Here is a 25,974-nt window from a genome sequence, read left to right as displayed (position 1 = left end):
TGCGAAACCCTTTGTTTGCATCTACACTCTTGCCAGATAACGTTGTAGCCGGAATCTATCCATGCGCCTCTTTACCAGCTTACTGCTCACCCTGTTCCTGTCTTTGCCCTCAGTCGTCCCTGCCTACGAGGTAAATACCTCCTCCAGAGTAGTGGCCTTTGGCGATGTGCACGGCGCCTATGACGACTGGGTGGCCCTGCTCAGGGAGGTGGGCGTGGTGGATGAGCAGCTGAACTGGAGCGGCGGCAAGACCCACCTGGTCTCCCTGGGCGACCTGGTCGACCGGGGTCCCGGTTCCCGCCAGGTGGTGCAGCTGTTGATGAAACTCGATGCCCAGGCGGAACAGGCCGGCGGCGCTGTCCATATGGTCCTGGGCAATCACGAGGTGATGGTGATGACCGGCGACCTGCGTTATGTTTCCGCCGACGAGTTCGCGGCTTTCGCCGGTGACGAAACCCAGGCCGATCGCGACGCGCTGTACGCGGACTACCGCCGCTTCAATCCGGGCGGTGACGAGACCACCGTTCGCAACACCTTCGATGAACAATATCCCCCGGGATTTGTCGCCCTGCGCAGGGCCTATTCCCTGGACGGTGAACTGGGGAGCTGGCTGATTCGCCAGCCCTTCGTGGTCAAGGTCAATGACAAGGTGTACATGCACGGTGGCATTGCCGCCGGCGCGGTGGAGAAGTCCATAGCGACACTTAACGAAGAGCTGAACGGCGAGCTGCGCGGCTTCCTGTCCAGCATGGACGGGCTGCGGGACGCCGGGGTGATGCCCTGGTACGTGGACTACCACGACCGTCTCAATTTCCTCAATGCCAGGGTCGAGGAATTCGTGGCGGCCAATCCCAAGGACCGGGCGGACTGGTTTACCCTGGTGCAGCAGGTATTCGAGGCCCAGGAAGCCTTTGTATTCAGCACCGACAGCCCTAACTGGTACCGGGGTACCGCCTGGTGCCACCCGCTGTCAGAGTCATTTAATACCGAGCGATTCCTCAAGCGGGTGGGCGGCAAACAGCTGGTGATGGGACACACCCCCACCAGGGGCAAAGTCCACTCGCGTATGGACGGGCTGGCCATCCGTCTTGATACCGGTATGCTCCGCGCCGTCTACAAGGGCCACGCGTCGGCCTTGATCTCCAACGACGGCCCCGACTACGTGCACTACCTGGGCCAGGACCAGCGGGCCCAGCCGACGGCGGAAGTCACCAGCCTGTCGCAACAGCTGTCCGGCATGAGTGATGCCGAACTGGAAGAGTTCATGCGCACCGCACCGGTCACCCGGGTGGAAGATATTGGCACCGGCGTTACCAAGCCAAAGCGGGTGACCCAGGAGCGCGACGGGGTGGTCAATGATGCGGTATTCAAATATGAGGACACCCACCCGCGGCTGGAATCCCAGGTCAAGTTCGTCACCCGGCGGAACAACGACAGCGACCGTTACCAGTACGATGTGGCGGCCTACAAGCTTGATCGCATGCTGGACTGGCAGATGGTGCCCACCGCAGTGCTGACGGAGATCGACGGCAACGAGGGGGCGCTGTCCGACTGGGTGGAGAATTCGATCAACGAACGTGACCGCCTGGAGGAGGACCTGCCGTTCCAGGGGCACTGCAAGCAATGGGAGCAGTACCGGCTGCGCTTTGTGTTCGATATCCTGATTTACAACGAGGACCGCAACCTCACCAATATCCTGTGGACCAGGGATGATTTCATGATGAAGTTTATCGATCACAGCCTTGCTTTCCGCACCACCGAGAGGCGGCCCAAGCAATATCGCAAGGTCGAACTGGAAGTGTCCGACCTGTTAAAGCAACGTTTGCTGAGTCTCAATGAGCAGGCGCTGGAGGCGCAGCTGTCTCCCTATCTCCATCCGCGCCAGATCGAGGCGATCCTCGCCCGCAGGGACCTGATCCTCAAAGAGGCCAGGGGTAGCGGCAGGTAATTGTCCTGATCGAGACCTGGCCAGGTGACTGAGATTTCCGCGGGCGTGTGGCTCAAGCGCACCCTGTTCCTCGGGGTGGAGCTGCGCCCCGGGGAGACCGCCGGGGTGGTGGCCATGTTCGCCAGCCTGTTCCTCATCCTGTTCACCGCCTACCTGCTCAAACCGGCCCGGGAGATGCTCATTCTCACCGAGGGTACGGCGGAGATTCGCAGCTACGCCGTGGCCCTGCAGGCCTTGCTGCTGCTGGTATTCATTCCCCTGTACGGCAAGTTCTCCCGGGGCTTCGACAGTTTCCGCTACATGCAACTCGTCACTGCCGTATGCGTGCTGACGCTGGCCGCTTTTGCCGCCGCCGGAATGTCCGGGATGGCGGTATCGGTGCCCTATTTTGTCTGGCTGGGCGCCTACAGCGTGCTCATCATTGCCCAGTTCTGGGCCTACGCCTCAGAGCTTTACAGCCGGGAGGCGGGGGAGCGTCTGTTTGTCATCGTGGCCCTGGGCGCGTCCCTGGGCGCCTGGGTGGGCTCGGCCGCGTCGCGGGAACTGGTCAATTACCTTGATGCCTATGGCCTGATGATCGCCGGGGCGGTAACCCTGGCGCTGGCCAGTCTGCCCGCCGGCATTGCCAGCAAATCGGTGCCGCCGGGGTCCCGTGGCGACAGCAAGAGCGCCGCGGCACCGGCCCAGCCGTCGATCTTTGCCGGTTTCCAGCTGGTGTTGAGCCGGCGCTACCTGATGCTGATGGCCGGCTTTGTCATCATGCTCAACCTGGTCAATACCACGGGGGAGTACCTGTTGTCGGCGATTCTCGAGACCATGTACGCCGAGGGGGCAGCCGCCGGCACCATCGCGGTGGACAAGGGCACTTATGTCGGCCGCTTCTACGGTGGCTTTTACTTTATGGTGAACCTGCTCGGGGTGCTGATCCAGTTCTTCCTGGTGGCCCGCCTGATTCGCCTGGCAGGCTTCAGCGTGGCATTCCTGTTGACGCCGCTGCTGATTTTCCTGGGCTATGCCTCGCTGGCCCTGCTGCCGGTCATCGGCTGGTTCCGTTACTTCAAAATGGCGGAAAACAGCCTGGATTACTCACTGCAAAACACCGCCCGGCAAATGCTGTACCTGCCGCTCAGTCGCCAGGAAAAGTATGAGGCGCGGGCGGTGATCGATCCCTTCGGCCAGCGCCTCGGCGATTTACTGCAGGCCGGGCTGATATTTGCGGGACTCAATGTACTGGGCTGGGCGTCAACGGACTTCATTCCCCTGGCGGCACTGCTGGCCGCCGGCACCCTGACCCTGGCAATACTCATCGCCCGCGAACGTTCGCGTTTGCTGGCGGCGGAAAAACCCACGGAGGACACATAATGACGACAGTGAAAGCAATCAGAATAGCCGCTACCGGCGGCCCCGAAGTCATGGCGCTGGAGGACGTGGCCCTGGAGGCGCCGGGACCGGGCATGGTTACCGTGCGCAATCACGCCATCGGGCTTAACTATATCGACACCTACCATCGCAGCGGGCTTTATCCCTTGCCCCTGCCCACCGGCATTGGCCTGGAAGGCGCCGGGGAAGTCGCAGCGGTGGGCGAGGGGGTCGAGCTGGCGGTGGGTGACCGGGTGGCCTACTGCTCCGCGGGGTTCGGCGCCTATGCCGAGGCCTTGAACCTGCCGGCCAGTCGCCTGGTGCCCATTCCCGAGGGTATCGATTACGAACAGGCGGCCGCCTGCCTGCTCAAGGGGCAGACTGCGGAGTACCTCATCCAGCGCACCTACCCGCTGCAGGCGGGCGAAACCTGCCTGTTTCACGCCGCCGCGGGCGGGGTGGGCCTGCTGTTCGGCCAGTGGGCCGCGAGTATCGGCGCGATAGCCATCGGCACGGTGGGTTCAGCGGCCAAGGCCGACCTGGCCCGGGAGCACGGCTATGCCCAGGTGATCAATTACCGCGAGGAGGACGTGCTGCAGCGCCTGCTGGAAATCACCGGCGGCGACAAATTGCCCGTGGTCTACGACGGCGTGGGCGCCGACACCTTCGACCTGTCACTGGAGTGTCTGCGCCCGCGTGGCCTGATGGTCAGCTTTGGCAATGCCTCCGGCGCACCGGCGCCGCTGGACCTGCAGCGGCTGGCGGCACACGGTTCTCTCTATATTACCCGGCCCACCATGCTCAGCTATACCGCCACCGAGGAAGAGCTGCGCCAGTCCAGCGAGGACCTGTTCGCGCGCATCCTGGCCGGCGACATCAGGGTGGAGATCAACCAGCGCTATGCGCTGGCCGAGGTGCAGCAGGCCCACCGCGACCTGGAGAGTCGCCAGACCACGGGCTCGACGGTACTGCTGCCGTGATAGGGATGGAAGTCAGGCCGGTATTGCTGGAGGGCGACTGCGTGCGCCTGGAGCCCCTGTGCCATGACCACGCCCAGGGGCTTTACACCCGCGGCAGGCATGAGCCGGACTGGGCCTACATGCCCAGGGCCTGTTTTGTCGACACAGCAGACGTGCGGCACTGGATTGACGCAGCCGCGGCCCAGCCCGGCCGAATCGCCTTTGCCATCGTGGAGAATGCCAAGGGCCGGGTGGCGGGCAGCACCAGCTACCTCAATATCAGGCCGGAGCACCGCTCGCTGGAGATCGGCTGGACCTGGCTGGGCCAGGATTTCCAGCGCACCGGCGTCAATACCGAAGCCAAGCTGCTGCTGCTGACCCACGCCTTCGAGAAACTGGGCTGTATCCGGGTCGAATTCAAGACCGATGCCCGCAATGAGCGCAGCCAGCAGGCCCTGGAACGGCTAGGGGCGGTGCGCGAGGGGGTGTTGCGCAAGCACATGATCGTGCAGCGCGGCTATCACCGGGATTCGGTGTACTTCAGCATTATCGATGATGAGTGGCCGGCGGTGAAACAGCGGCTGCAGGCCCTGGCCAGCCGCTGATGCCCGCCGTCCTCAGCTGACGGTGGCCTGGATGGTTTCGTTGTCCGAGAACCGGCCTTCGAACAGCGGCGAGCTCAGGTAGCGTTCGCCGGAGTCCGGCAGGATGGCGACAATTACCTTGCCCCGGTTCTCCTCCCGCCGTGACAGCCGGTCCGCTACCGCGATGGCGGCACCGCAGGACACCCCCGCGAGAATGCCTTCTTCCTGCATCAGCCGGTGGGCGTACGTCATGGCCTCCTCACTGCTCACCTGCTCCACCGCGTCCACCATATCCAGGTCGAGGTTCCGGGGCACAAAACCGGCGCCAATACCCTGGATCTTGTGCGGCGAGTGGGTCGGCTCCTCACCGGCCAGAGTGGCGGTAATCATGGTGGTGGTGTCCGGTTCCACCGCCACGGTGGTTATCGCCTTGCCGCAGGTGTTCTTGATGTAGCGGGAGATGCCGGTCAGGGTGCCGCCGGTGCCCACCCCGGAGACCAGGATATCAATGGCGCCATCGGTGTCTTCCCAGATCTCCGGCCCGGTGGTGGTCTCGTGAATCGCCGGGTTGGCCGGGTTCTCGAACTGGTGGGGACCCCAGTACTTGTCCGGGTCCGAGGCAATGATGTCCTCCGCGGCCTGAATCGCGGCGGCAATGCCCTGGGTGCCATCGGTGAGGCGAATTTCGGCGCCCAGGGCCTTCATCAGCTTGCGGCGCTCCAGGCTGAAGGTGTTGGGCATGGTAAGAATACAGTCGTAGCCCCTGGCGGCGGCCACAAAGGCCAGGGCAATACCGGTATTGCCGCTGGTGGGCTCGACGATGGTCATCCCCGGCTTGAGGCTGCCGTCCTTCTCCGCCGCCAGTACCATGCTGGTGCCTATCCGGCACTTGACCGACATCGCCGGATTACGGTTCTCCAGTTTGGCGTAGACAGTGCCGCTGCAAATACGGTTGATTTTCACCAGCGGGGTGCCGCCGATGGTTTCAGCATTGTCATCGAATATTTTGCTCATGATCATTGTCCTCGTGGGGGGGCGCGGGAAGCAGGGGAAAGCCTAGTAAATGACCGGGGCTCTGTCCATGTTCAGTCCTGGTAAAAAATATTGCCCGCCGTGGAACTTCGCCGAATTCGCCGGGTCCTAATTTCCGGATACAGTGCGAATGCCAGGCAGGCAAAAGACTCCCGCACTGTTTCCGACTGGATTCATCCAGGTTTCATATCCCTCTGTGAGAGATGCTAGTGTGTTCCGGCCCCCATGGGGCCGGTTTTTTTTGTCCTGAGTTTCCCTGCCAGCGGCCGGGGGTATTGCCCGGCGGTCATCCCCTGGCCGATAGCCAGGGCGCGCTCAGGGACTGCGTTCATCGGTTTCAGCCGGGAGTATATCCTCCGCTGTGGGACCGGAATCGGGCATGCCTACCTGACCGGTGGCCAGTGCCAGGGATGCCAGGTCCTGGGGGCCAACGAGGGTAGCCACCAGCTTGCCGTCGGGGTCCAGGATCAGGGTTGTGGGCAGCACCTGGGGCATTGGCGTGCCCAGGGCGGAGGATGGCTCCTCCAGGAGGATCGGGAATTCTATCCCCAGCTGGCTGATCTGCGCCTGCAATTCGTCACCCCTTACGGCATCGAAATTAACCCCCAGGACCGCCACCTGCTCGTACTTGCGGTCCAGCGCGTTGAGCTCGGGAATCTCCTTGATGCAGGGTTTGCACCATTTGGCCCAGTAATTGATGACCACCCACTGACCCTGGTAGCGCTCCCTGTCCAGCGACGGCAACAGGTTGTCCGGCAGTGGCGGTTCCGGTGCGGTGCAGGCGGTCAGTAACAGTGCGGTGATTGCCGCGACAACAAACTTCATCCTTCAAATAACTCCACAAGGTTCATATTAAGCAGCTCACGCTGGTCCCCGCGCTGTTTGCGCAGCAGGGCGTAAGCGTTTTCCTGCCAGCCCAGATGGCTGCTGATATCCGCCGTTGCCAGGGGCTGTTCATCGTTGACCCACTCCTTCAATTGCCAGAAGCTGATGCCGTGCAGGTCGCGGCTGAGCAGGTAGTGTCCCCGGTCACTCTGGGTGAGGATGTTTTTTTCGATAAATACATCCCGCAGGTAGCGCCAGGTTTCGCTGTCCAGGCCGCGGATGGCGGCGTGACTGTTATTGAGAATCTCGATTTCCCGCACCGTCTGGCCATTGCGCTGGCGCTCCCAGAATACGTAGAGAATATCCAGGGCCTTGAGCACGGTGGGCCGGCTGGCCTGCGCCTCATTCTGGTAGCCTGAGAGACTGTGCACCAGGATGCCGCCCATCAGCACGATGTTCCAGGACAGGTAAATCCACAGCAGGAACAGGGGAACCGCGGCGAACGCACCGTAGATAAAAGTGTAGCTGGAGCCCACGACCAGATCGGTGAACGCGGCGCGGGCGATGTGGAAGGCCACGGCGGCGACAAAGCCGCCGATAAGGGTGTGCTTGAATGGCACCCGGCAATTCGGCACGGCGATATACAGTAAGGTAAAGGCGGCGGTGGTCAACAGCAGGGGCGTCAATTTGAGCACCAGCGCCCTGGCCCCAAAAATATCATAGCCGTCCAGCGCGCTGGTGAATGAGGTCAGGTAGGTGCTGATGCCGAGGGCCAGGCCCAGCGCCACCGGGGCGAGGCTCAATACCGCCCAGTACAGCAGGAAGCTGGATACCGGGCTGCGATTCTCCCGCGCCCGCCAGATCAGGTTGAAGGCTTTCTCGATGTTGCGCAGCATCAATACCGCGGTCACCACCAGGAATACGATGCCCGGGCCGGTGAGGTTTTTTGCCTGGCGGGAAAAGTCATTGATGTAGTTTTCGACCTCGGAACTGGTCTCCGGCATCAGGTGCTGGAACAGGAAGCTCTGTACCTCATTCTCCAGCCCCTGGAAGGTCGGGATGGCGGAGGCCATGGTGTACAGCACCGTGAGCAGCGGCACCATGGCAAACAGGCTCATGTAGGTGAGGGCGGCGGCGTTCTCCGAGCAGCGATCGGCGGAAAAGCGCGAGATCAGATAGTGTCCCCGGCGCCATAAGCCATGCATGAGTATTTTGGGGTCTTCCATGTCCACATTATGGCATGAATGTTCGCAACGGGGAGAAGCCGCTTTGCTATACTCGCCCCGTAATTAATAGTATCGGAGTTGTTCATGAGCGAATTCACCATCTACCACAACCCGCGCTGCTCAAAGTCGCGCACCACCCTGGCCCTGCTGGAAGAACGCGGGATTCAGCCGGAAGTAGTGCTCTACCTGGAGACCCGCCCGGACGCGGCTGAAATCCGCTCGCTGCTGGACAAGCTGGAGATGAGCGCGGGGCAACTGGTGCGTCGCGGCGAGGAGGCCTACAAGATCGCGGGGCTGGACAGGAACTCCAGCGAGGAGGAGCTGATCGCGGCCATGGCAGCGCAGCCGAAACTGATAGAGCGTCCGGTGGTGGTACATGGCGACCGTGCCGTGCTCGGCCGTCCTCCCGAAAACGTGCTGGAGCTGATCGACTGATGGCTGTGCCTTACGTGCTGGTGCTGTATTACTCCCGCAGCGGGGCGACCGCCGAGATGGCGCAGTTGGTGGCCCGGGGGGTGCAACAGCAGGGCGGCATTGAAGCCCGGTTGCGCACCGTTCCCGCCATTTCGGCCAACAGCGAACAAACCGAGGACGAGATTCCCGCGCAGGGTCCATTGTATTGCGAGATCGATGACCTGCGGGACTGTGCCGGCCTGGTGCTGGGCAGCCCAACCCGCTTCGGCAACATGGCGGCGCCACTCAAGTACTTTATCGACCAGACCTCCAGCTTGTGGCTAAGCGGCGCCATGATCGACAAGCCGGCGGCGGCATTTACCTCCACCTCCAGCCTGCACGGTGGCCAGGAGTCCACGCTGCTGAGCATGATGCTGCCCCTGCTGCATCACGGCATGCTGGTAGCCGGGCTGCCCTACAGCGAATCCGGCCTCAGCAGCACAGGATCGGGCGGCACGCCCTACGGCGCCTCCCACTGGGCGGGGCCGGAGAACAACCGGCGCATCGATGAAACCGAGGCGTCACTGTGCCTGGCGCTGGGTAAGCGGGTTGCCAGGCTGGCGCTGGGGGGCAGGGCATGATGTCGCTGGCCTCCAGAACCCGCGTGCTGTGCTGGCTCAGTTATACGGTGTTGTTCCTGCAGCAGGCGCTGGCGGCCTGGCTGGGGCAGGCGCCGTGGATTATCTGGCTGGCGGTGTTGTTGCCACTGCTGATCTTCCTGCCCGGCATGTTGCAGGATAACCTGCGCACTTTTATCTGGTTGTGCTTTGTCTGCCTGCTTTACTTCATGCGGCTGGTGGTAGACCTGTTTGAGAACCCCGCCGACCCACTCGCCATCAGTGGCATGATCGCGGTGGTGCTGCTGTTCTGCAGCGGCATGATGTATGTGCGCTGGCGGGCCCGTGAACTGCGCCAGGCGGCGATGGTCGCGTCTGGACATGGAGACTGATAGCGAATGAGTAAACCTTCCCTGTTGCGCCGCATCTTCGGCGGTATCTGGAGAGCCATAACCTACGTCCGGCTGGCGCTGGCCAACATCCTGTTTCTGCTGATGCTGGCGGTGATTTACTTCGTCTATTTTGGCGGCTCGCCGGAGCCGCTGCCGGAAAAAGCGGCGCTGCTGCTCAATCCCATGGGGCAAATCGTCGACCAGAAGAGTCCGGTAGATCCCCTGCAGGCGCTACTGGGAGAGCCCACGCCGGCAGACCACGAGGTGTTGCTGCGGGATGTCATCGATGCCATCGAACTGGCGGAAAGAGACGACGCCATCAATGCCCTGGTGATGGAACTGGACTACCTGATGTACGCCGGTATCAGCCGCAGCCAGGAAATCGTCGCGGCGCTGACGTCGTTTCGCGCCAGCGGCAAGCCGATAGTGGCGGTAGGGGATTTTTTCACCCAGGACCAGTACCTGCTGGCCAGCTATGCCGATGAACTGATTTCCCATCCCATGGGCGGTGTCGCCCTGGAGGGCTTCAGCGTCTACCACAACTATTACGCCGAGGCCCTCGACAAGCTGTCGGTGAGCATGCATGTGTTCCGCGCCGGGCAGCACAAGTCCGCGGTGGAGCCCCTTATCCGCTCGGATATGTCGGCGGGTGAGAAAGAGGTTGCCCTGGACTGGCTGCAGGACCTGTGGGGCAATTACACCACCATCATCGAGCAGAACCGGCAGCTGGCTCCCGGGGCGGTCGATGACTACGTGAACGGGTTTGCCGCAGCGATGACCGCGGGCGACGGCGACTCGGCCAGGCTTGCCCTGGAGGCCGGACTGGTGGATCAGTTGATGACCCGCACCGCGGCCAACGATTACCTGGCCGGGGTGGTTGGCGCGCGCAATGACGAGGGTCTCTACGAGGCCGTACCGTTTGAAAAATACCTGTCCCGCAAGCGGCCAATGCACCTGTCTCTGGACAGCCAGCCGCGGGTGGCGGTGATCACCGCCCAGGGCAATATGCTACCGGGTGACCAGCCCCCGGGTACGATCGGCGCCGACAGCCTCAGCCGGCTGATCCGCACCACCGCCGACAGGCCGGGAGTGGAGGCGATAGTGCTGCGCGTCAACACCCCCGGCGGCAGCATGTTCGCCTCGGAGATCATCCGCCAGCAGATTCTTGAGGTCAGGTCCGAGGGGACCCCGGTAGTGGTTTCCATGGGCGCCATGGCCGCGTCGGGTGGCTATTATATTGCCGCCGCGGCCGATGAAATAGTCGCCACCGCCAATACCATTACCGGATCCATTGGCGTGTTCGCCGCCTTCCCGACCCTGGAGAATCTGCTGCAGCGGGGGGGAATCTATACCGACGGTGTCGGCACCACACCCCTGGCGGGTTCGCTGCGCCTGGACCGTCCACTGAATCCGCAGCTGGCGCAATCGCTGGATGCGGGGGTTGCCCACGCCTACCAGGTGTTCCTGCAGATCGTCGCCGACGGCCGCCAGATGCCGCTGGACGAGGTGGCCGCGGTGGCCGAGGGTCGGGTCTGGAGCGCCGGTGATGCTCTGGAGCTGGGCCTTGTTGACCAGTTGGGTGGCCTGGACGCCGCTATCGAAGCAGCTGCCGCGAGAGCGGAGCTGGCGGACTACGAGGTGCAGTATGTCGAGCCGCGCCTGAGCCCCAGCGAATTGATCCTGCGCCAGTTTGCCGAGCGCGTCGGTGGCCTGGGATTGATTCCGCGGTCAGACAGCGTGGCGACGCTGGCGGGCCTCGCCCGTCCCCTGCTGGGGGCGGCGGATATGCTGTCCAGCCTGCAGGACCCGCGCCACATGTTCATGCGTTGCCTGGGCTGCACCGAGGCGATTTTTTAACTTGCGGCGTGGCTGGCGACGGGCTGTTGCCGGCCCCGGGTCAGCCGGCTGAGGTCATCGAGAATCATATAGAGGCTGGGTACCAGCAGCAGGGTGATGACGGTGGCGAACACAATGCCGAAGGCCAGGGAAATGGCCATGGGAATCATGAACTGCGCCTGGGCGCTCTGTTCAACCAGCATGGGTGCGAGGCCGAGGAAGGTCGTCATTGAGGTCAGCATGATGGCGCGGAAGCGCCGGCAGCCGGCATCGAGGATGGCCCGGGTTTTGTCCACGCTGCCATCGGCGGTGGATTTGTTGACATAGTCCACCAGTATCAGGCTGTCGTTGACCACCACCCCGCTGAGGGCGATCAGCCCCATCACCGACATCATGCTCATGTCGTAGCCCATCATCCAGTGACCGATGATCCCGCCGATGACCCCGAAGGGGATGACCCCCATGATGATAAAGGGCTGCAGGTAGGAGTGGGTGGGTACGGCCAGCAGGGCATAAATCCCGAACAGGGCCAGGGCGAAACCAACCCCCATACTGATCGCCAGTTTGGACTCTTCTTCCGCCAGGCCGGAGATTTCCCAGCTCAGTCCCGGGTACTTGCTCACCAGTGCCGGCAGGACGTTTTCCGTCATCTCCTGGGTCACCTTGGCCGGCTCCACCACCGCGACATCGGCTTCGGCGGTCACCTCTGCGGCACGCTGGAAGTCGATACGGGTTGATTTCAGCAGACCCTGCTCCACCTTGAGCCGGGCCACGGTTTCAAAGGGAACCTCGTCTCCCTGGGGCGTGCGGATGAACATATTGTTCAGGCTGGCAATGTTTTCCCGGTCGGCCCGCGGGTAGCGCACCATGACCTTGATCTCGTCTATGCCGCGCTGGATGCGCTGCGCCTCGGCGCCGAAGAAGGCGTGGCGGACCTGGCTGCCGAGGTCGTAGCGGGACAGCCCCAGGGCTTCCCCTTCCGGTAGCAGCTCGATATGGAACTCTTCGCGGCTGTCGCTGGCGCCGTTGCGGATATCGCTGACACCTTCAAAATGACGCAGTTTTTCTTCCAGTTCTTCTGACGCCTGGCGCAGGGTCTCGAAATTGCTGTGCTTCAGGTCGAAGGACACATTGGGTCCAAAGTTGGGGCCGTCGGCAGACTGGAAACTCAGCACGTCGGCGCCATGTATGGTGCCCACCGCCGCACGCCAGCGGGCCAGCACCTCGTCGTTGGAGAGCGCCCGGGTATCCTGTTTGGTCAGTTCGACATCGATCCGGCCATTGATGCGGTCATAGCCGTAGGCCGCCACATGGGCAACCAGGCCGTTCTTGTCCCCGCTTTGCTGCCGGTACCCGGTATCGACCTGGTGCAGGGAATCGATGATATGGACCACAGCCTCAATGGTGCGATCCTCGGGGGTGCCGTTGGACATGCGCAGCTCCGCGGAGAAGAATTCCCCCGTGGTGTGCGGCGACAGGACGGTGCGTACCACGCCGCCGGCGATCAGCCCGGCGGCCATGATCAGCAGTGACAGGAAGACCGCCAGGGTGAGGTAACGGTTGGCGACGCAGTGTGCGACCAGCCGGCGGTAGGGGCCGTCCACCACCTTGCGCAGGCGCGCGTTGATCCCCTCCTGCAGATGATCAACCTTGAGCAGGAGGGCATTGCGGGTGGGCTTGCTGTGGGCGAGGTGGGCCGGCAGTATCCACTTGGACTCTATCAGGGAAAACAGCAGGCAGAGGATGACCACCCAGCCGCAGGCGGCGGGCATGGGGGCGAAAATACCCTGCACGAAGAGGGTGGGCACAAAGGCGACAATAGTGGTCAGGACGCCGAAGGTTGCCGGGGTCGAGACCCGGTAAACACCGCGAATGACATTGTCCAGGCTGTGTCCATAGCGCTCCGTTTCCGCGAAGGCGCTCTCCCCCATGATGATCGCGTCATCCACCACGATGCCGAGCACCAGGATAAAGCCGAAGATGCTGATCATGTTGAGGCTGGAGTCGATGTAGGGAGTGTTGATGACCGCCATGGCGCCGAGGAAGGAGATCGGGATTCCCAGCATGACCCAGAACGCGAGCTTGATTTCCAGGAACAGAGTGAGGGTGATGAACACCAGCAGGGCACCGATGGCGAGGTTCTTCAGCATCATGCCCAGGCGCTCCTGCAGGTAGTAGGTCGCGTCTGACCAGATATCCAGGGAAACACCCTCGGGCAGTTGCTGCCGCTTTTGTTCGATATAGGCCTTGGTGGCATCGGCGGTTTCGATAATGTCCTGCTTGCCCATGGCGAACACGTTGATGCCCAGCGAATATTGCCCATTGAACAGGGCGAAGCCCTGGGCGTCCTCAAAGCCGTCTTCCACATTGGCGATGTCGCCCAGCAGCAGGCGAGTGCCGTCCGGCCAGGTTTTCAGCACGATTTGCTCGAAGTCCTGCTGCACATAGGCCTGGCCCAGGGTGCGCAGCATAATGTCACCGTTGCGGGTCTGTACCGAACCCGAGGGCAGGTCCAGGGAGGACATGGCGATGGTATCGGCGACGTCACTCAGGGTCAGGTGGTACTCGCGCAGCAGCTGCTCGGAAATCTCAATGGCGATTTCATACTCCCGGGCGCCCACCACATCGGCGGCGGAGATTTTTGGCTCACTCAGCAGTTCCCGGCGCATCTCGTCGGCCAGACCCTTCATGCTGCGCTCGTCCAGGGGGCCGGAGATCTGGATCGTCAGCGCCGGGAACAGGACCTCCGGCAGCGAGATGACAGGCTCCTCCGCCTCCTCCGGGAAGGTGGCGACGCCGTCTATGCGGTTCTGGATGTCATTGAACAGCTTGTCGACCGATACCCCGTCCTCGGGCTCGATCATGATACGGCCTACCGACTCCCAGGAGTCCGACTCCACCCGCTTGATGCCGTCGAGGTCATTGATGGCCTCCTCGATTTTCATTACCACGCCCTGCTCGACTTCTTCCGGCGCGGCGCCCGGATAGGGAACAGTGACGAAAATCAGCTCGATTTCCAGGGCCGGGAACATGGCGCGCTGGATGGTAAAGGCGCTACCGGTGCCCACCGCGATGATAATCATCATCAACAGGTTGGCGGCGACAGGATTGCGGGCAAACCAGGCGATAATGCCGGTCTGGCGCTGGCCGGGCTCGGAGGTCATGGGGTAACCGCCGCGGTCGCGGTGGGGTCGCTGTCCAGTGCCGGCTCTTCCGGCAGTTCGGTGAGCGGCTGTCTGCGTAAGCGGTCACTGGGGGTGCTTTTGTTGATGCTGACTTCGGCCCCGTTGAGTGACGCATCAACTGACGTCAGCGACACCCGCTCACCCGCGTCCAGGCCGGCGGTGACGAAGATCTCATTGTCACCGGCGCGCAGGATGCTTACCTGGCGGTTGCGCAGGATGCTGTTTTCGTCGACCACCCACAGGTTGTTGCCCGCGCGCAGAATGTGCCGTGGCAGAACCACAATATTGTCAAAGGCACGCCCGGTAATGTTGGCATTGACGAAGGTGCCCAGGCGCAGGGGCTCGCGCCCGGGGTGTGTGAGCGCATAGGGGTCGTCAATGCGGGCCACGGCATAGAGTACGCGGGAGCGTTCGTCAAATACTCCCTCGGTGCGATGCAGTGTTGCCTGCCAGTGTTTTACCTCGCCGGCCACATCGGTGTAGAGGTCGATGGCCTGTTCCCGGGCGTCGCCTGCGATGCCCGGTAACTCCAGGTACTCCAGCCTGCTCTGGGGTATGGGCAGGCGCACCTCCGCCTGGTCGACCGCAAATATTTCCGCCAGCCGCGTCCCCTCGCTCACGAATTGTCCCAGGTCGCTGTGCTTGGCGCGGATGACCGCGTTGTAGGGCGCCTTGATGATAGTGCGCTCGAGCCGGTCGCGGGCGGTGTTGAGGTCAGCCGTGGCCGCCAGCAGTTGTGCCTCGGCCAGTTCCAGCTGTGGCTTGCGCAGGTACAGATCCCGGGCCTCCTTGCTGCGCTGGCTGCCGCTGGGCAGCTTTTGCCACTCCCGCAGGGCGACTTCGGCGCGGCCGCGCTCCTGGACCAGGTTGCTTTCCGCCGATTCGACCGATGCCTGGGCGCGCAGCAGTTCCGTCTGGTAGTCGCGGGGGTCGATACGCAGCAAAACGTCACCCTCGGCGACAAAGCCGCCTACCAGGAAATTGTCGGCGGTCTCGATGATGCGGCCGGATACCTCAGACATGACGCTGGTCTCGCGCAGGGCCTTGACAGTGCCCTGGGCCTGGACCTGTACCCGTACGGTTTCCGGCGTCGCGACCGCCACATCCACCGACAGTGGCTGGTAAACCGGCTCGGCTATCCGGGCCGGCGTTCTGTTCAGGTAAAGCAGCACTGCCACCGCGGCCGCCAGGCCGAGGAATGTGGTGGACAGCAGCAGTTGTTTCTTGATCGGGGTCACGGGATAGTCCGCAGGAAAGCCAGAACGCCGTTATATCACAGGGCGCCGGGGCGCTCTGTGAAAAACTTGTAATATCACGGTCGTACGCGTGTTTCGCAGGGTCGGAACAGGGGAGGTCGGGGGCCGGTGGCCCCCGTTTCGGGAAGGTGCTACTCGCCTTTGTTGAAGTGAACGTCCATCTGCGGATAGGGGATGGTAATGTCCGCCTCGTCAAACTTGAGCTTGACCGCCTCGGTGGTATCCCAGAGCACAGCCCAGTAGTCTGCGGAATTCACCCAGGGGCGAACCAGGAAGTTGACACTGGAGTCTGCCAGCGCTCCCAGGGCAATCACGGGCGCCGGTTCCTGGAGGATGCGCTCGTCACCGGCCACGATCTCTTCCAGTATCTGCTTGGCTTTCCTGATGTCGTCGTCGTAGCTGATGCCGAACACCATGTCGACCCGGCGGGTGGGCCGGGCGGAGTAGTTGATGATGTTGTTGCCGATCACCGCGCCGTTGGGGACGATAACCTCCTTGTTGTCGGGTGTGGTCAGGGTGGTGGTGAAGATGCTGATTTTGTCCACCGAGCCGGAAGTGCCGGCGACTTCGACAAAGTTACCCTTGGTAAAGGGGCGAAACACGATCAGCATCACCCCGGATGCGAAGTTGGCGAGGGAACTCTGCAGCGACAGGCCAATGGCCAGGCCGGCGGCACCCAGGAGGGCAACCAGGGAGGTGGTGTCTATGCCCAGCTGGCTGAGTGAGGCTATTACCACAAACAGCAACAGCACCCAGCGCAGGATGGAACAGAGGAACTTGATCAGGATTTCGTCCATGCCGCGAGCGGTCATGAACTTCTCGACGACTCTCACCACGGCGCCGACCACAATGCGACCGACGTAGAAAATAACGAGCGCGAGCGCAATTTTAATGCCCCAGGGCACAATGATCGTGTCCAGAAGTTTGCTGGTATCCATAGATTTTTCCTGATTTTTAGGGAAGCGTGCATCAATATATAGTCCAGTGCAGGCACAATTCAAGCGCAGGGTATTTATCCCGGCGGGTGAGAACAGTTGAACCGCCGTCGGGAAGCGCCGGTGATATAGTTCCCGGTCCAACAGAGGAGTAAGCAGATGAGCACAGTTTTCGAGCAACCGGCGGATTTATTGCAGGCAGTCGGCCAGCACCTGGGTTTCAGCGAGTGGCTGGAGATCGACCAGCAGCGGATAAACCAGTTCGCCGATGCCACCGGTGATCACCAGTGGATTCATGTGGACCCGGAGAAGGCCGCGTCGGGCCCCTTCGGCAAGACCATCGCCCACGGCTACCTGACCCTGTCTCTGGCCAACCTGTTTTTGCCGCAGATCATGGAAGTGAGAAATACCTCCATGGGCGTTAATTACGGCTGTGAGAAGGTCCGTTTTCCCGCCGCCGTGCCGGTGGGTTCGCGGGTGCGCGGCGGCGGCGAGGTGATCAGTGCCGAAGAGATCAAGGGCGGCGTGCAGGTGGTTGTGCGCATGACCATTGAGATTGAGGGCGGCGAGCGCCCCGCCTGCGTCATCGACACGATCAGCCGCTTTTTCCCCTGAAATAGCCCGCCATGGACAGGTCGCGCCCCGATAATCCCGGTCGCCGCCAGTTTCTTGGCGCCGCCGCCGGCGCTGTGGCGGTGGGCGCAGCCCCGGCCCTGGCACTGCCCCGCAGCAATGTGCCCGGCTGGGACGGGCAGGTGGACGTGCTGGTGGCGGGCTCCGGTGCTGCAGGTACCTGCACGGCCATAGAGGCGCGGCGGGGCGGCGCCAGTGTGTGCCTGCTGGAAGCGCTGGCCGTGCCTGGTGGCAGTTCGATCCTGTCCGGTGGTGTGGTTTACGCCGGCGGCGGTACCTCCCTGCAGCGGGCCCTGAAGGTCACGGATTCGCCGGAGGCCATGTTCGACTACCTGTTTCGGGCCGGCCCGGTGCCGCCCTCGCGGGAGAAGCTCCAGCTGTACTGCGAACAAAGCCCCGAGCACTTTGACTGGCTGGTTGCCCAAGGCGTGCCTTATTCGGAGAAGATGACTACCGCCAAGGGGCTGCCCATGGGCGATGAGTCGTTGTACTACTCGGGCAGCGAGCTGGTGTGGCCGGCCCGGGACGTCGCCGATCCTGCCCCGCGCGGGCATGTGCCCGGCGTCGCCGGGATGAACGGAGGCCGCAGCATGATGCAGGCCTTGCACGGTCAGTTGCGCAAGCTCGGGGTGCAGACGCAAACCCGCGCCGAGGTGGAGCGGCTGGTGGTCGAGACAGACGGCCGGGTGGCCGGTGCGCTGGTGCGTCAGGATGGGCAAGAGATTTACCTGCGGGCACGGCGGGCTGTGGTGCTGGCCTGCGGTGGCTTCATCCACAATACCGCGATGCTGGAGCAGTACGCCCCCCAGCTGTCCCGCTGCTCGGTGCCCTGGGGTGGCGCCGGCGACCTGGGCCAGGGCATTAACATGGGCATTGGTGTCGGCGCGGCAGCGCTGCGCATGCACGAAGGCTTTGCCATTGCCCCCATTTATCCCCCCGAGAACGCCATTGCCGGCATCCTGGTGAACGCCGCCGGGCAGCGCTTTATCGCCGAGGATTCCTACCACGGGATGATCGGCCACAGTATCGCCTACCAGCAACAGGGCCGGGCCTACCTGGTAAGCGACCAGTCCAGCAGTTATCCCGCCCCCCAGGACAACTTCCCCCTGGTCGCCGAAAGCAGCAGTATCGGCGGCATTGCCGGCCAGCTCAAACTGCCGGTCGGTGCCCTGCAGAACTGTGTGGCCTACTACAATCGCTATGCCGGCAAGGGCCAGGACCCGATGTTCAACAAGGCCAAAGCCTACGTCAGGCCGCTGCAGCGGCCGCCCTTCAGGGCCTGGGATATTTCCGTGGATCGCGCGTTCTTCCCGGCCCATACCTTCGGCGGTCTCGCCACGGATGTCGATGGTGCGGTGATGAACAGTTTTGGCCAAGCCATCCCGGGTCTGTTCGCCGCGGGCCGCAATGCTGCCGGCATACCCGCGGCGCCGTATCTCGCCAGTGGCCTGTCGGTGGGCGATGCCACCTTCTTTGGCCGTCGGGCCGGCCGCGCGGCGGCGAGGGCAAACTGATGCGTGTGCTGTTGCTGATTGCGTTGGCGGCCGCCTGGTCACTGCCACTGGCCGCCGACGAATTGCAGAGCCGGCTGGCGCTGGCCGATGTCGATCGCGGGCGCCTGGTTTTCGGGCCCTGCCGCACCTGCCACTATCCGGAGTCGTCCATGGGGCACAACAGCGGCCCCAACCTGAGCGGCATCTTCGGCAAGGTGGCGGGCAAGCAGCCCGGTTTCAAGTACTATTCCAGACGTTTCCGGGACGCGGAATTTGTGTGGACGCCGCAGCTGATGTACGCCTGGCTGGAAAATCCCATGGCCATGTTCCCGGACTCGGTGATGATGAGCCGCGGGGTGCCGGACCCACAGGACCGGGCTGACCTGATTGCCTACCTCAAACAGGCGAGCCTGCCGCAGGAGGAGCCCGGGAGCTGAGCTGATGGTAATTCCCCCGATGCCAGCCGGCGCGATAATGGATGGCCGCGGGCATGGCGAAGTGTCGCCGTGGCTGCGAGAGGGCCCACCACAGCGATGGCTGCCACAGCGATGGCTGCCACAGCGATGGCTGCCACAGCGATGGCTGCCACAGCGATGGCTTTCCGTCGCTGGGGGAAAAGCCTATCATTAGCGCGGCTGGTTTGCGGTAGCGTGGTACGCGTCAGTGATCCCCGCAGGGCACCCGAACTGCAGTCCCCGCCACTGGGCTGGACGGTCTCGGCGCCACCCCCGAAATTGATGTAGCAGGGAGTCTCTCATGCCCGAAGAACAGGAGCTGCAGTATCTGCAGCGCTGCGTGGAACTCGCCACCCAGGCGCTGGAGGCGGGTGACGAACCTTTTGCCTCGGTGCTGGTCGACAGCGCGGGATCCATCCTCATGGAAGCCCGTAACCAGGTCGGCGGCGGTGATCGCACCCGCCACCCGGAGTTCGCCATCGCTCGCTGGGCGGCCGCTAACATGACGCCGGAGGAAAGAGCGGCGTCGACCGTCTATACCTCTGGCGAACATTGCCCGATGTGTGCCGCTGCCCATGGCTGGGCCGGTTTGGGGCGCATCGTTTATATCTGCTCAGCCGAACAACACGCCCGCTGGCTGGCAGAGATGGGTATCGGCCCGTCGCCGGTTAGCCCGCTGCCGATTGAGGACATTGTTCCGGGCCTGGAGGTCGAAGGGCCTGTGCCCGAACTGGCTGGGCAGATACGTGTGTTACACCGTCGCTTTCACGGCCTGTAGAACCGGGTCGCGGGTAAGCGGCGCTCATTCACTGATTGCACAGGAATACCCGGAATGAAACAGAAAACCGCCCATCCTGCTATCACGGAAATAGGCGAGCTACCCGCTGACGTTACAATGACCGTGCCGCCGGAATGGGAAGACAGGAATGGCCATGTCAACGTCCAGTATTACCTGACGCTCTACGAGCTCGGAGGGTGGCAGATGCTGGAGCAGTTAGGTATCGACGAGTCCTGCCTGTCAGAGCAAAGAGTGAGCATTTTCGATCTGGAGCATCACATCACTTACCTCGCTGAAATCAGGGTGGGTGATGTCGTCAGTGTCCACAATCGCATGCTCAGCCGTAATAGCAAGCTGTTTCAGGGTATGTTCTTCGTCGTCAATGTTACCCGGCAACAGCTGGCCGCGACCATCGAGTATCTCTCGATTTGTATCGACATGGACCAGCGTCGCGCAAGCGCATTTCCCGAAGAAATCAGCGGCAGGCTGGATGAGCTGCATGCCCGACACAGCTCCATGGGCTGGTCAGTGCCGGTTTCCGGCCTGATGGATCTTTAGCCGCTGTTGCCCGCCGGTGCTGACATGGCCGGTCCTGCGCGCTGGTCATTCCCGCTCCACTGAAGGTGTCGTTGCCCATCCCATGTCTTCGAGGATGGCATAGAGCGCAGGCAGGACCAGCAGTACCAGCACAGTAGACACGAGCAGCCCGAAAACCACGGAGATCACCATGGGTATCACTGCCATGGCCTGGGTGCTGGTCTCCGCCAGCAGGGGCAGCAGTCCGGCCACGGTGGTGCTGGTGGTGATCAGGATCGCCCGGAAGCGGTTCCGGCTCGCAGCGCCAGCGGCTTTGGCAGCTGTCATGCCCTGTTCACGGTAATCCTTGATGAACTGCACCAGCAGGATGGCGTTGTTCACCACAATTCCGGCCAGTGACGCTGCTCCAATCAGTGAAGGCATGGACAGGTTGTAGCCCATCAGCAGGTGCCCCCAGACCGCGCCCATGAATGCCACCGGAATCGACAGCATGACGATGAGCGGCTCCAGATAGCTGCGGAACTGGAACGACAGGATCAGGAAGATACCCAGCAGCCCGATCAGCAGGCCCCGGGCAATGGACTGGCCGGTTTCCCGGGAGCGGGCAGTCTGTCCTTCCACCTGCAGGCGGAGCGCGGGCCACTGTTCAGCAAGCGTCGGAAACACGCGTTGCTGCAAATCAGTCACAATGGCGTCGGCGTTGCTGACCCGGCCATTTACATCTGCCGATACGGTGACGGTACGCCGGCCGTCAATGCGTGTAACCTGGGCCCAGTGACGCTCTTCGATGATATTGGCGACTTCTCTCAGCGGGATCATCTGCCCGTCCCTGGCGCTAATCACCGTGTCTTCCAGAAACGCCAGGGTGCTGCGTTCGGCACTGCTCTGGCGCACCAGAATCTCGATGTGCTGGTCGCCGAGCTGCACGCTGTCCACGATATCCCCCAGCAGCCCGGTGCGGATCTGGCTGCCGACGTCGCTGGCAGTCAGGCCCAGGGCCAGCGCACTGTCCTTCAGTTTAAGGGTGCGCTGGGGGTTACCGGGGCGCAGGTCGTCGAGTACGTTGAACGTACCAGTGTAGGAAGCTATTTCGCCGCCCAGATAGCGGGCCGCCTGTTTCAGCTGATCGAGGTCCTCGCCCTGGATACGGATCTCGATGGGGATGCCCGCGGGGCCAAAGCCCGGCTCCTGGATGTTCAGCGCAATCAGCCCGGGGATGTCGCCAACTTCCTGGTACCAGCGGTCGGTGAGCGTCGCGAGGTCGATGCTGCGATGCTCCGCGGTGAGCAGGTCAGCCATCACGGTGGCGACATGGGCACCTTTCTCGCCAACGCCGCTGTGTTGATTGAAGCGGGTCTGGATATTGCGCACCAGAGCGCGTTGGCCGGGCTGCTCCGGGCTGTATTCGGCATCCAGCCTGAGCATTGCATCGGTAAGCTGTGCGGCGACTTCCCGGGTGCGGTGCAGCGGGGTGCCCTGGGGCATCAGCAAGCGGGCCTCGAGTACATCGCCGTCGATTTCCGGCATGGCCTCCATGCGTACATGGCCCCCTGCAAGCATGCCTGCAGAGCCAAGCAGGATGATCAGCATGGCAGCCAGTACAGCATAGCGATAATGGATAGCCATGTCGGCGAGCTGGCCGATCTTTTCACGGGCGGCCGCGAATGCCCGGTCGAACCACCCGCGAAAGCGCGATGGCGGTTTGTCCTCGCCTTTGCCCAGACCCGCCTTCAGGTGATGCGGCAGAATCCAGAAGGCTTCGACCAGGGAGGCGGCCAGGGCGGCAATCAACGCCACCGGCAGAACTTCCAGCACCGAGCCCAGTTCACCGGCGAGGAAGGCCAGTGGCACGAATACGGCGGCGGTGGTCAGGAACGACGACATCACCCCGGGCAGAATCTCCAGGGTCCCTGCGCTGGCAGCTGCCATAGGCGATCCGCCCTCGCCGGCCCGGCGGGCAATGTTCTCGGTGATCACCACGGAGTCATCCATCACGATGCCGATGGCCATCAGCAGCGCGACCAGCGTGATCATGTTCAGGGACAGGCCGGTCAGGGCCATCACCACGAAAGCACCGGCAAATGCCGCGGGCAAACCGAACAGCGCCCAGAACGCCAATCCGGGCCTGAAGAACAGGGCCATCACCAGGCCCACCAGCAGCAGGCCGGTAATGCCATTGCCGACCAGCATTTGCAGGCGGTCCTTGACGATGGAGGTCATATCCTGGGTGATCTTCAGATTGACCATGCCGTGCCGCCGGGCTGCTTCTCCGGCGATGAAGGTGCGCAGTGCATCCATGACCCGCAGGGCGTCTTCGCCCCTGTTCTTGTGCACCTCCAGTATGATGGCGCGCTGCCCGTTGAACTCGACCCGCTCCTCGCGCCGTTCATGGATTTCCGTCAGGGTGGCAATGTCCCCCAGGGTCAGTACGGCCCCCGCCTTGCCTCCCAGCACGGGCAGGTTGGCCAGTGCCTGCAGCGAGCGACGTTCGTCCACAAAGCGCAACTGGATATCCTGGCTGCGGGTTTCCAGTGTACCCAGTGGCATGTCGACATTCTGGCTGCCAATAGCCCGGGCAATATCTCGTACCCCCATCCCGTACTGGCGCAACAGGTCCCGGGACAGGGTCACCTGCCACTGGCGCTGCGAAAGCCCCACCGGCACCACATCTGCGACGCCATCAATGGCGAACAGATGGTCTTCCAGTTGTCTGGTGTAGCTTTCCAGGTGGGCGAAGCTCATACGGCCGGTAACGGCAATGGCTGCGACCAGATCGGTGCGATAGAGCTCACGGATAATCGGTTCTTCGGCTTCTTCCGGCAGGTCTGTCAGGGCTTCGATTTCGGTGCGAATGTCGTCCAGAAACCGGCCAATGTCGCCGCCGGCTTCCATGCTGGCTATGCTGCTGGCCTGGTTGTCTCTCGCGGTACAGGACATTTCTCGCAGATAGTCCACCCGTTGCAGGGCTTCTCCCAGTCGCTGGCAGATGGCTTCTTCCACGTCTGCTGCCGTGGCGCCACGGTACTCCATGGTCACGCTGACTTCGGGTGGCAGATAATCCGGGAACGTTTCCCGCACCAGGACCGGCGCGGCGAACAATCCCGCGGCCAGAATCAGGATCAGCAGCAGGTTGCCCGCGGTGGGATGGCCGGCAAACCAGCGGATCATGGTTGCTTTTCCGCGCCCGGCTGTCGCGCGGCCATGCTGGCCGGTTCTTCCACGTGCGGGGCCAGGGGAGTGCCGTCAATGGCGGGCACGAGGTCATCCAGAATCAGGCGGTCACCGGCTGCGAGCCCGTCGGCAATGATCGCCACATCACCCTGTTGCCAGGCGAGGGTAACTGGCTGGCGCTGCAGGCGGGCATCATCGCTCACCAGGTACACCACACCCTGGTGTACCGCGCTGACCGGAACCGCGATCACGGGCTTCGGTGTTGGGGCGCTGAGGGTGGCCTGAACGAACATGTTGCGGACCAGCGGGGGCCGGGCCGGCGGGCGAGCATTGCGATAGGGCTCTTCAACCGAGATGACCGCCTGAACGGTGCGGGTGGTGGAATCCAGGCTGCTGGTTACCCGGGTGAGCCTGCCAGACCAGCGAGTATCTGGCATGCTGGTGGGGGTAACCCAGACTTCCAGCTGGTGCAGCGGCAGTGTGCGGTGGAAGTCGGTGAAATCCCCGGCGGGCCGGTTAGCGGGTGCCGGCCGGTCCGTGTCAGTAAGCTGTGACAGCACTCGCCGCAGTTCCGCAACTTCCAGCTGTACTGTCGCTTCGGCGCGGCTGATGTTGTCGGCAACGAAAAGTGTCTGGCCGGGGCTGACATGCTGGCCAGTGTCGACCTTGGCCTGGTGAATGCGCATGTTCCAGGGCGCCTCGAAACGGGTATCCTTTAGGTCTTCCTGGGCGGAGGCCAAAACGGTTTCCAGGCGAGTCTTGCGCGCCGCCAGGGTCTCCCGTCGCAAGGGGATAAGCCTGAGCTGGTTTTGCAGGCTCTGTACCGCGTGTTGCTGTTGCAGGGTGGCACGCTGTTGTTCATCCAGCCGGGTTTGCGACAGGGCACCCTGTCCGGACAGGGTTTTTGCCCGCTCCAGTTCCCGGCTGGCCAGTGCCAGCCGGCTTTCTTCCAGTTGCAGCAGCTCGCGCGTATTGTGTTCTTCCTGCTCGAGCTGGCGCCGTTCGGCTTCGATCCCGGCCAGGTCGGCCATGGTGGAGTCTAGCGCCAGTTGGTAACGGCCAGGGTCGATCTCGAGCAGGCGGGTACCTGCGGGGACCAGGCTGCCACTCTCCAGTTCCGGGTGTTTCCAGATGATCCGCCCCCCCACATTGGCCACGGCGTTCCAGCTTTGCGCTGGCATAACCTGACCGTAACCGTGTGCTTCGGTGTGAAACACCTGGGGGCTGATTTGCAGGATCCGCACCGGGATTGCCGACGGTGGGGCCTGCGAGCGTTCAGGCGCCTGCCTGAACTTGACCATCAGCACCACAAAGGCGATGCCTGTTACCAGGGCAATAGCCAGCATCAGTTTATTTTTCCGGGTCATCAGGCAACTCCTGGAAACTGGCGCTGTAGAGTCTGAAAACGCGGGGCGCCATCTGCTCAAGGCTGCTCATCTCGCCATGGACCATAGCCTGGATGACCAGCCCCTGGATCGCTCCGAGGTACAACACTGCCGCCGCTTCAGTGTCGATACCGGCGGCTATCCGCCCACCTGTCATGCCCTGGTCCAGCAAACCGATCACTTTCTGGCGATAAGCTGCCAGCATGTTGCGGATGATGTGCTTGGCGGGACCGTTGTCGGGCTTCTGCAACTCGCCGAGTATCAGGCGCGGAATCCCCGGGTGCCGGACGACAAATCCCACGTGGGCCAGGAACATGGCCTCCAGTGCCTGATCTGCATGTGCATGCTGGTCCGCAACGCTGAAGACCTGTCGCGTGAGCTGTTGCGACACCCAGGCAGCCACGGACTCCCACAGCCTGCTCTTGTTGGGGAAGTGCTTGAACAGGGCGCCCTGCGAAAGACCCACTTTATTCGCAATGCGGGCGGTAGTGAGCGTGGCCGGGTCCTGCTCGGCACTCAGCTGGATCACGGCTTCGATGGTAGCCGACTGACGCAATTCAGTGCGCTGGTAAGCGCGCTTCGCGGGTGTGGACGAGATGGCCATAGGGCTTACAGCAAAAAGAAAGTGAGTAATTGCTTTATTCTGGCCGGCGGACACAGATAAAGCAAGGGCCGGTTTCCCGCAGCGAATGGAAACCCTATCGAAGGCGAGACGGTGGTAAAACCCGGCGGGTGCTGGCTGGGTTGCCGATAATCTGTCCGTTTACCGAGCCGCCTGCGGCAGCGCCGAGTGGATCGCGCGGCCTCGAGGTCAACCGGGTGAGGCCGGTGCGCCGGCCTCAGCACTTACTGCATCTGTCAGATGCTGATTTTCAACAGCGGGAACGGGGCTCGCGCTTGCGGGTTAGTGGACTATTACATCTTGAAAAGGAAGCCGCGATGATTTAGCGTCAGCCGATAACATTTATTTCAATC

22 protein-coding genes are annotated in these 25,974 nt (G+C 62.7%); 13 read left to right on the top strand and 9 right to left on the bottom strand.

Features of this window, described 5'->3' with window-relative positions; genetic code table 11:
- Window positions 1–61 precede the first annotated feature (61 nt).
- The 4 genes from DWB85_RS10370 to DWB85_RS10355 are packed head-to-tail and all read left to right on the top strand — an operon-like array spanning window position 62 to window position 4,871.
- Window positions 62–1,948, top strand: a complete 1,887-nt coding sequence (locus DWB85_RS10370; protein ID WP_117954200.1) for a metallophosphoesterase — start codon at window positions 62–64, stop codon at window positions 1,946–1,948.
- A 24-nt stretch (window positions 1,949–1,972) separates the two neighbouring features.
- Window positions 1,973–3,310 carry an NTP/NDP exchange transporter gene (locus DWB85_RS10365; RefSeq protein ID WP_117954198.1) on the top strand — a complete coding sequence of 446 codons (1,338 nt, stop codon included), beginning with the start codon at window positions 1,973–1,975 and terminating at the stop codon, window positions 3,308–3,310.
- A complete protein-coding gene (locus DWB85_RS10360; protein ID WP_117954196.1) occupies window positions 3,310–4,287 on the top strand; it encodes a quinone oxidoreductase family protein in 978 nt (325 codons plus the stop codon). The genes DWB85_RS10365 and DWB85_RS10360 overlap by 1 nt, the downstream gene beginning before the upstream one ends.
- A 5-nt stretch (window positions 4,288–4,292) precedes the next feature.
- Window positions 4,293–4,871 carry a GNAT family N-acetyltransferase gene (locus DWB85_RS10355; protein ID WP_117954194.1) on the top strand — a complete coding sequence of 193 codons (579 nt, stop codon included), beginning with the start codon at window positions 4,293–4,295 and terminating at the stop codon, window positions 4,869–4,871.
- Between the two features lie 12 nt (window positions 4,872–4,883).
- On the opposite strand, the gene cysK is transcribed toward DWB85_RS10355, so the two are convergent.
- From cysK to DWB85_RS10340, 3 genes are all read right to left on the bottom strand, one after another.
- Complete coding sequence (cysK, locus tag DWB85_RS10350; protein WP_117954258.1) at window positions 4,884–5,864, bottom strand: cysteine synthase A; 981 nt, start codon at window positions 5,862–5,864, stop codon at window positions 4,884–4,886.
- Between the two features lie 333 nt (window positions 5,865–6,197).
- Window positions 6,198–6,707 (bottom strand): TlpA family protein disulfide reductase, encoded by a 510-nt coding sequence (locus DWB85_RS10345; RefSeq protein ID WP_117954192.1) that lies wholly within the window; start codon window positions 6,705–6,707, stop codon window positions 6,198–6,200.
- Window positions 6,704–7,933 carry a YihY family inner membrane protein gene (locus DWB85_RS10340; protein WP_117954190.1) on the bottom strand — a complete coding sequence of 410 codons (1,230 nt, stop codon included), beginning with the start codon at window positions 7,931–7,933 and terminating at the stop codon, window positions 6,704–6,706. The genes DWB85_RS10345 and DWB85_RS10340 overlap by 4 nt, the downstream gene beginning before the upstream one ends.
- Before the next feature lie 84 nt (window positions 7,934–8,017).
- Here DWB85_RS10340 and arsC point away from each other — a divergent pair, with 84 nt between their 5' ends.
- The 4 genes from arsC to sppA are packed head-to-tail and all read left to right on the top strand — an operon-like array spanning window position 8,018 to window position 11,192.
- Window positions 8,018–8,368 (top strand): arsenate reductase (glutaredoxin), encoded by a 351-nt coding sequence (gene arsC / locus DWB85_RS10335; RefSeq protein ID WP_117954187.1) that lies wholly within the window; start codon window positions 8,018–8,020, stop codon window positions 8,366–8,368.
- Window positions 8,368–8,967, top strand: a complete 600-nt coding sequence (wrbA, locus tag DWB85_RS10330) for an NAD(P)H:quinone oxidoreductase (protein WP_117954184.1) — start codon at window positions 8,368–8,370, stop codon at window positions 8,965–8,967. The genes arsC and wrbA overlap by 1 nt, the downstream gene beginning before the upstream one ends.
- Window positions 8,964–9,335, top strand: a complete 372-nt coding sequence (locus tag DWB85_RS10325) for a DUF2069 domain-containing protein (RefSeq protein WP_117954182.1) — start codon at window positions 8,964–8,966, stop codon at window positions 9,333–9,335. The genes wrbA and DWB85_RS10325 overlap by 4 nt, the downstream gene beginning before the upstream one ends.
- A gap of 6 nt (window positions 9,336–9,341) precedes the next feature.
- Window positions 9,342–11,192, top strand: coding sequence for a signal peptide peptidase SppA (gene sppA / locus DWB85_RS10320; protein WP_117954180.1), 1,851 nt, complete (start codon window positions 9,342–9,344; stop codon window positions 11,190–11,192).
- Here the strand turns inward: sppA and DWB85_RS10315 are convergent.
- The 3 genes from DWB85_RS10315 to DWB85_RS10305 form a co-directional block, all read right to left on the bottom strand.
- Complete coding sequence (locus DWB85_RS10315; RefSeq protein ID WP_117954178.1) at window positions 11,189–14,335, bottom strand: efflux RND transporter permease subunit; 3,147 nt, start codon at window positions 14,333–14,335, stop codon at window positions 11,189–11,191. The genes sppA and DWB85_RS10315 overlap by 4 nt on opposite strands.
- Window positions 14,332–15,594, bottom strand: coding sequence for an efflux RND transporter periplasmic adaptor subunit (locus DWB85_RS10310; protein ID WP_117954176.1), 1,263 nt, complete (start codon window positions 15,592–15,594; stop codon window positions 14,332–14,334). Before DWB85_RS10310 ends, DWB85_RS10315 begins: the two co-directional genes overlap by 4 nt.
- A 149-nt stretch (window positions 15,595–15,743) precedes the next feature.
- Window positions 15,744–16,550 carry a mechanosensitive ion channel family protein gene (locus tag DWB85_RS10305; RefSeq protein ID WP_117954174.1) on the bottom strand — a complete coding sequence of 269 codons (807 nt, stop codon included), beginning with the start codon at window positions 16,548–16,550 and terminating at the stop codon, window positions 15,744–15,746.
- 156 nt (window positions 16,551–16,706) lie between these two features.
- Here DWB85_RS10305 and DWB85_RS10300 point away from each other — a divergent pair, with 156 nt between their 5' ends.
- From DWB85_RS10300 to DWB85_RS10280, 5 genes are all read left to right on the top strand, one after another.
- Window positions 16,707–17,162, top strand: a complete 456-nt coding sequence (locus tag DWB85_RS10300; RefSeq protein WP_117954171.1) for a MaoC family dehydratase — start codon at window positions 16,707–16,709, stop codon at window positions 17,160–17,162.
- 11 nt (window positions 17,163–17,173) lie between these two features.
- Entirely contained in the window at window positions 17,174–18,694 is a 1,521-nt protein-coding gene (locus DWB85_RS10295) for an FAD-dependent oxidoreductase (RefSeq protein WP_117954169.1), read from the top strand.
- Window positions 18,694–19,110 (top strand): c-type cytochrome, encoded by a 417-nt coding sequence (locus DWB85_RS10290; RefSeq protein WP_117954167.1) that lies wholly within the window; start codon window positions 18,694–18,696, stop codon window positions 19,108–19,110. The genes DWB85_RS10295 and DWB85_RS10290 overlap by 1 nt, the downstream gene beginning before the upstream one ends.
- A 319-nt stretch (window positions 19,111–19,429) precedes the next feature.
- Window positions 19,430–19,906: a nucleoside deaminase gene (locus tag DWB85_RS10285; protein ID WP_117954165.1), complete on the top strand. Its 477-nt coding sequence runs from the start codon at window positions 19,430–19,432 to the stop codon at window positions 19,904–19,906.
- A 54-nt stretch (window positions 19,907–19,960) separates the two neighbouring features.
- A complete protein-coding gene (locus DWB85_RS10280) occupies window positions 19,961–20,464 on the top strand; it encodes a thioesterase family protein (protein WP_117954163.1) in 504 nt (167 codons plus the stop codon).
- A gap of 45 nt (window positions 20,465–20,509) precedes the next feature.
- On the opposite strand, the gene DWB85_RS10275 is transcribed toward DWB85_RS10280, so the two are convergent.
- Genes DWB85_RS10275 through DWB85_RS10265 form a run of 3 tightly spaced genes read right to left on the bottom strand, consistent with a single transcriptional unit; the run spans window position 20,510 to window position 25,603 of the window.
- Entirely contained in the window at window positions 20,510–23,611 is a 3,102-nt protein-coding gene (locus DWB85_RS10275; RefSeq protein ID WP_117954161.1) for an efflux RND transporter permease subunit, read from the bottom strand.
- Complete coding sequence (locus DWB85_RS10270; protein WP_117954159.1) at window positions 23,608–24,981, bottom strand: efflux RND transporter periplasmic adaptor subunit; 1,374 nt, start codon at window positions 24,979–24,981, stop codon at window positions 23,608–23,610. Before DWB85_RS10270 ends, DWB85_RS10275 begins: the two co-directional genes overlap by 4 nt.
- On the bottom strand, window positions 24,965–25,603 hold the full coding sequence (locus DWB85_RS10265) for a TetR/AcrR family transcriptional regulator (protein WP_117954155.1): 639 nt from the start codon (window positions 25,601–25,603) through the stop codon (window positions 24,965–24,967). The genes DWB85_RS10270 and DWB85_RS10265 overlap by 17 nt, the downstream gene beginning before the upstream one ends.
- Window positions 25,604–25,974 lie beyond the last annotated feature (371 nt).

This window comes from Seongchinamella sediminis, from assembly GCF_003457605.1.
In the GTDB taxonomy this organism is placed as follows: Bacteria; Pseudomonadota; Gammaproteobacteria; order Pseudomonadales; family Halieaceae; genus Halioglobus; species Halioglobus sediminis.
The sequence above is the reverse complement of the archived record's forward strand: the minus strand, read 5'-3'. Positions and strand labels throughout refer to the sequence as shown.

Coding starts and splice junctions, on each gene's coding strand:
- DWB85_RS10370 (WP_117954200.1), top strand. CDS start 62: ATGCGCCTCTTTACCAGCTTACTGCTCACCCTGTTCCTGTCTTTGCCC.
- DWB85_RS10360 (WP_117954196.1), top strand. CDS start 3,310: ATGACGACAGTGAAAGCAATCAGAATAGCCGCTACCGGCGGCCCCGAA.
- DWB85_RS10355 (WP_117954194.1), top strand. CDS start 4,293: ATGGAAGTCAGGCCGGTATTGCTGGAGGGCGACTGCGTGCGCCTGGAG.
- cysK (WP_117954258.1), bottom strand. CDS start 5,864: ATGAGCAAAATATTCGATGACAATGCTGAAACCATCGGCGGCACCCCG.
- DWB85_RS10345 (WP_117954192.1), bottom strand. CDS start 6,707: ATGAAGTTTGTTGTCGCGGCAATCACCGCACTGTTACTGACCGCCTGC.
- DWB85_RS10340 (WP_117954190.1), bottom strand. CDS start 7,933: ATGGAAGACCCCAAAATACTCATGCATGGCTTATGGCGCCGGGGACAC.
- arsC (WP_117954187.1), top strand. CDS start 8,018: ATGAGCGAATTCACCATCTACCACAACCCGCGCTGCTCAAAGTCGCGC.
- wrbA (WP_117954184.1), top strand. CDS start 8,368: ATGGCTGTGCCTTACGTGCTGGTGCTGTATTACTCCCGCAGCGGGGCG.
- DWB85_RS10325 (WP_117954182.1), top strand. CDS start 8,964: ATGATGTCGCTGGCCTCCAGAACCCGCGTGCTGTGCTGGCTCAGTTAT.
- sppA (WP_117954180.1), top strand. CDS start 9,342: ATGAGTAAACCTTCCCTGTTGCGCCGCATCTTCGGCGGTATCTGGAGA.
- DWB85_RS10315 (WP_117954178.1), bottom strand. CDS start 14,335: ATGACCTCCGAGCCCGGCCAGCGCCAGACCGGCATTATCGCCTGGTTT.
- DWB85_RS10305 (WP_117954174.1), bottom strand. CDS start 16,550: ATGGATACCAGCAAACTTCTGGACACGATCATTGTGCCCTGGGGCATT.
- DWB85_RS10300 (WP_117954171.1), top strand. CDS start 16,707: ATGAGCACAGTTTTCGAGCAACCGGCGGATTTATTGCAGGCAGTCGGC.
- DWB85_RS10295 (WP_117954169.1), top strand. CDS start 17,174: ATGGACAGGTCGCGCCCCGATAATCCCGGTCGCCGCCAGTTTCTTGGC.
- DWB85_RS10290 (WP_117954167.1), top strand. CDS start 18,694: ATGCGTGTGCTGTTGCTGATTGCGTTGGCGGCCGCCTGGTCACTGCCA.
- DWB85_RS10285 (WP_117954165.1), top strand. CDS start 19,430: ATGCCCGAAGAACAGGAGCTGCAGTATCTGCAGCGCTGCGTGGAACTC.
- DWB85_RS10280 (WP_117954163.1), top strand. CDS start 19,961: ATGAAACAGAAAACCGCCCATCCTGCTATCACGGAAATAGGCGAGCTA.
- DWB85_RS10275 (WP_117954161.1), bottom strand. CDS start 23,611: ATGATCCGCTGGTTTGCCGGCCATCCCACCGCGGGCAACCTGCTGCTG.
- DWB85_RS10270 (WP_117954159.1), bottom strand. CDS start 24,981: ATGACCCGGAAAAATAAACTGATGCTGGCTATTGCCCTGGTAACAGGC.
- DWB85_RS10265 (WP_117954155.1), bottom strand. CDS start 25,603: ATGGCCATCTCGTCCACACCCGCGAAGCGCGCTTACCAGCGCACTGAA.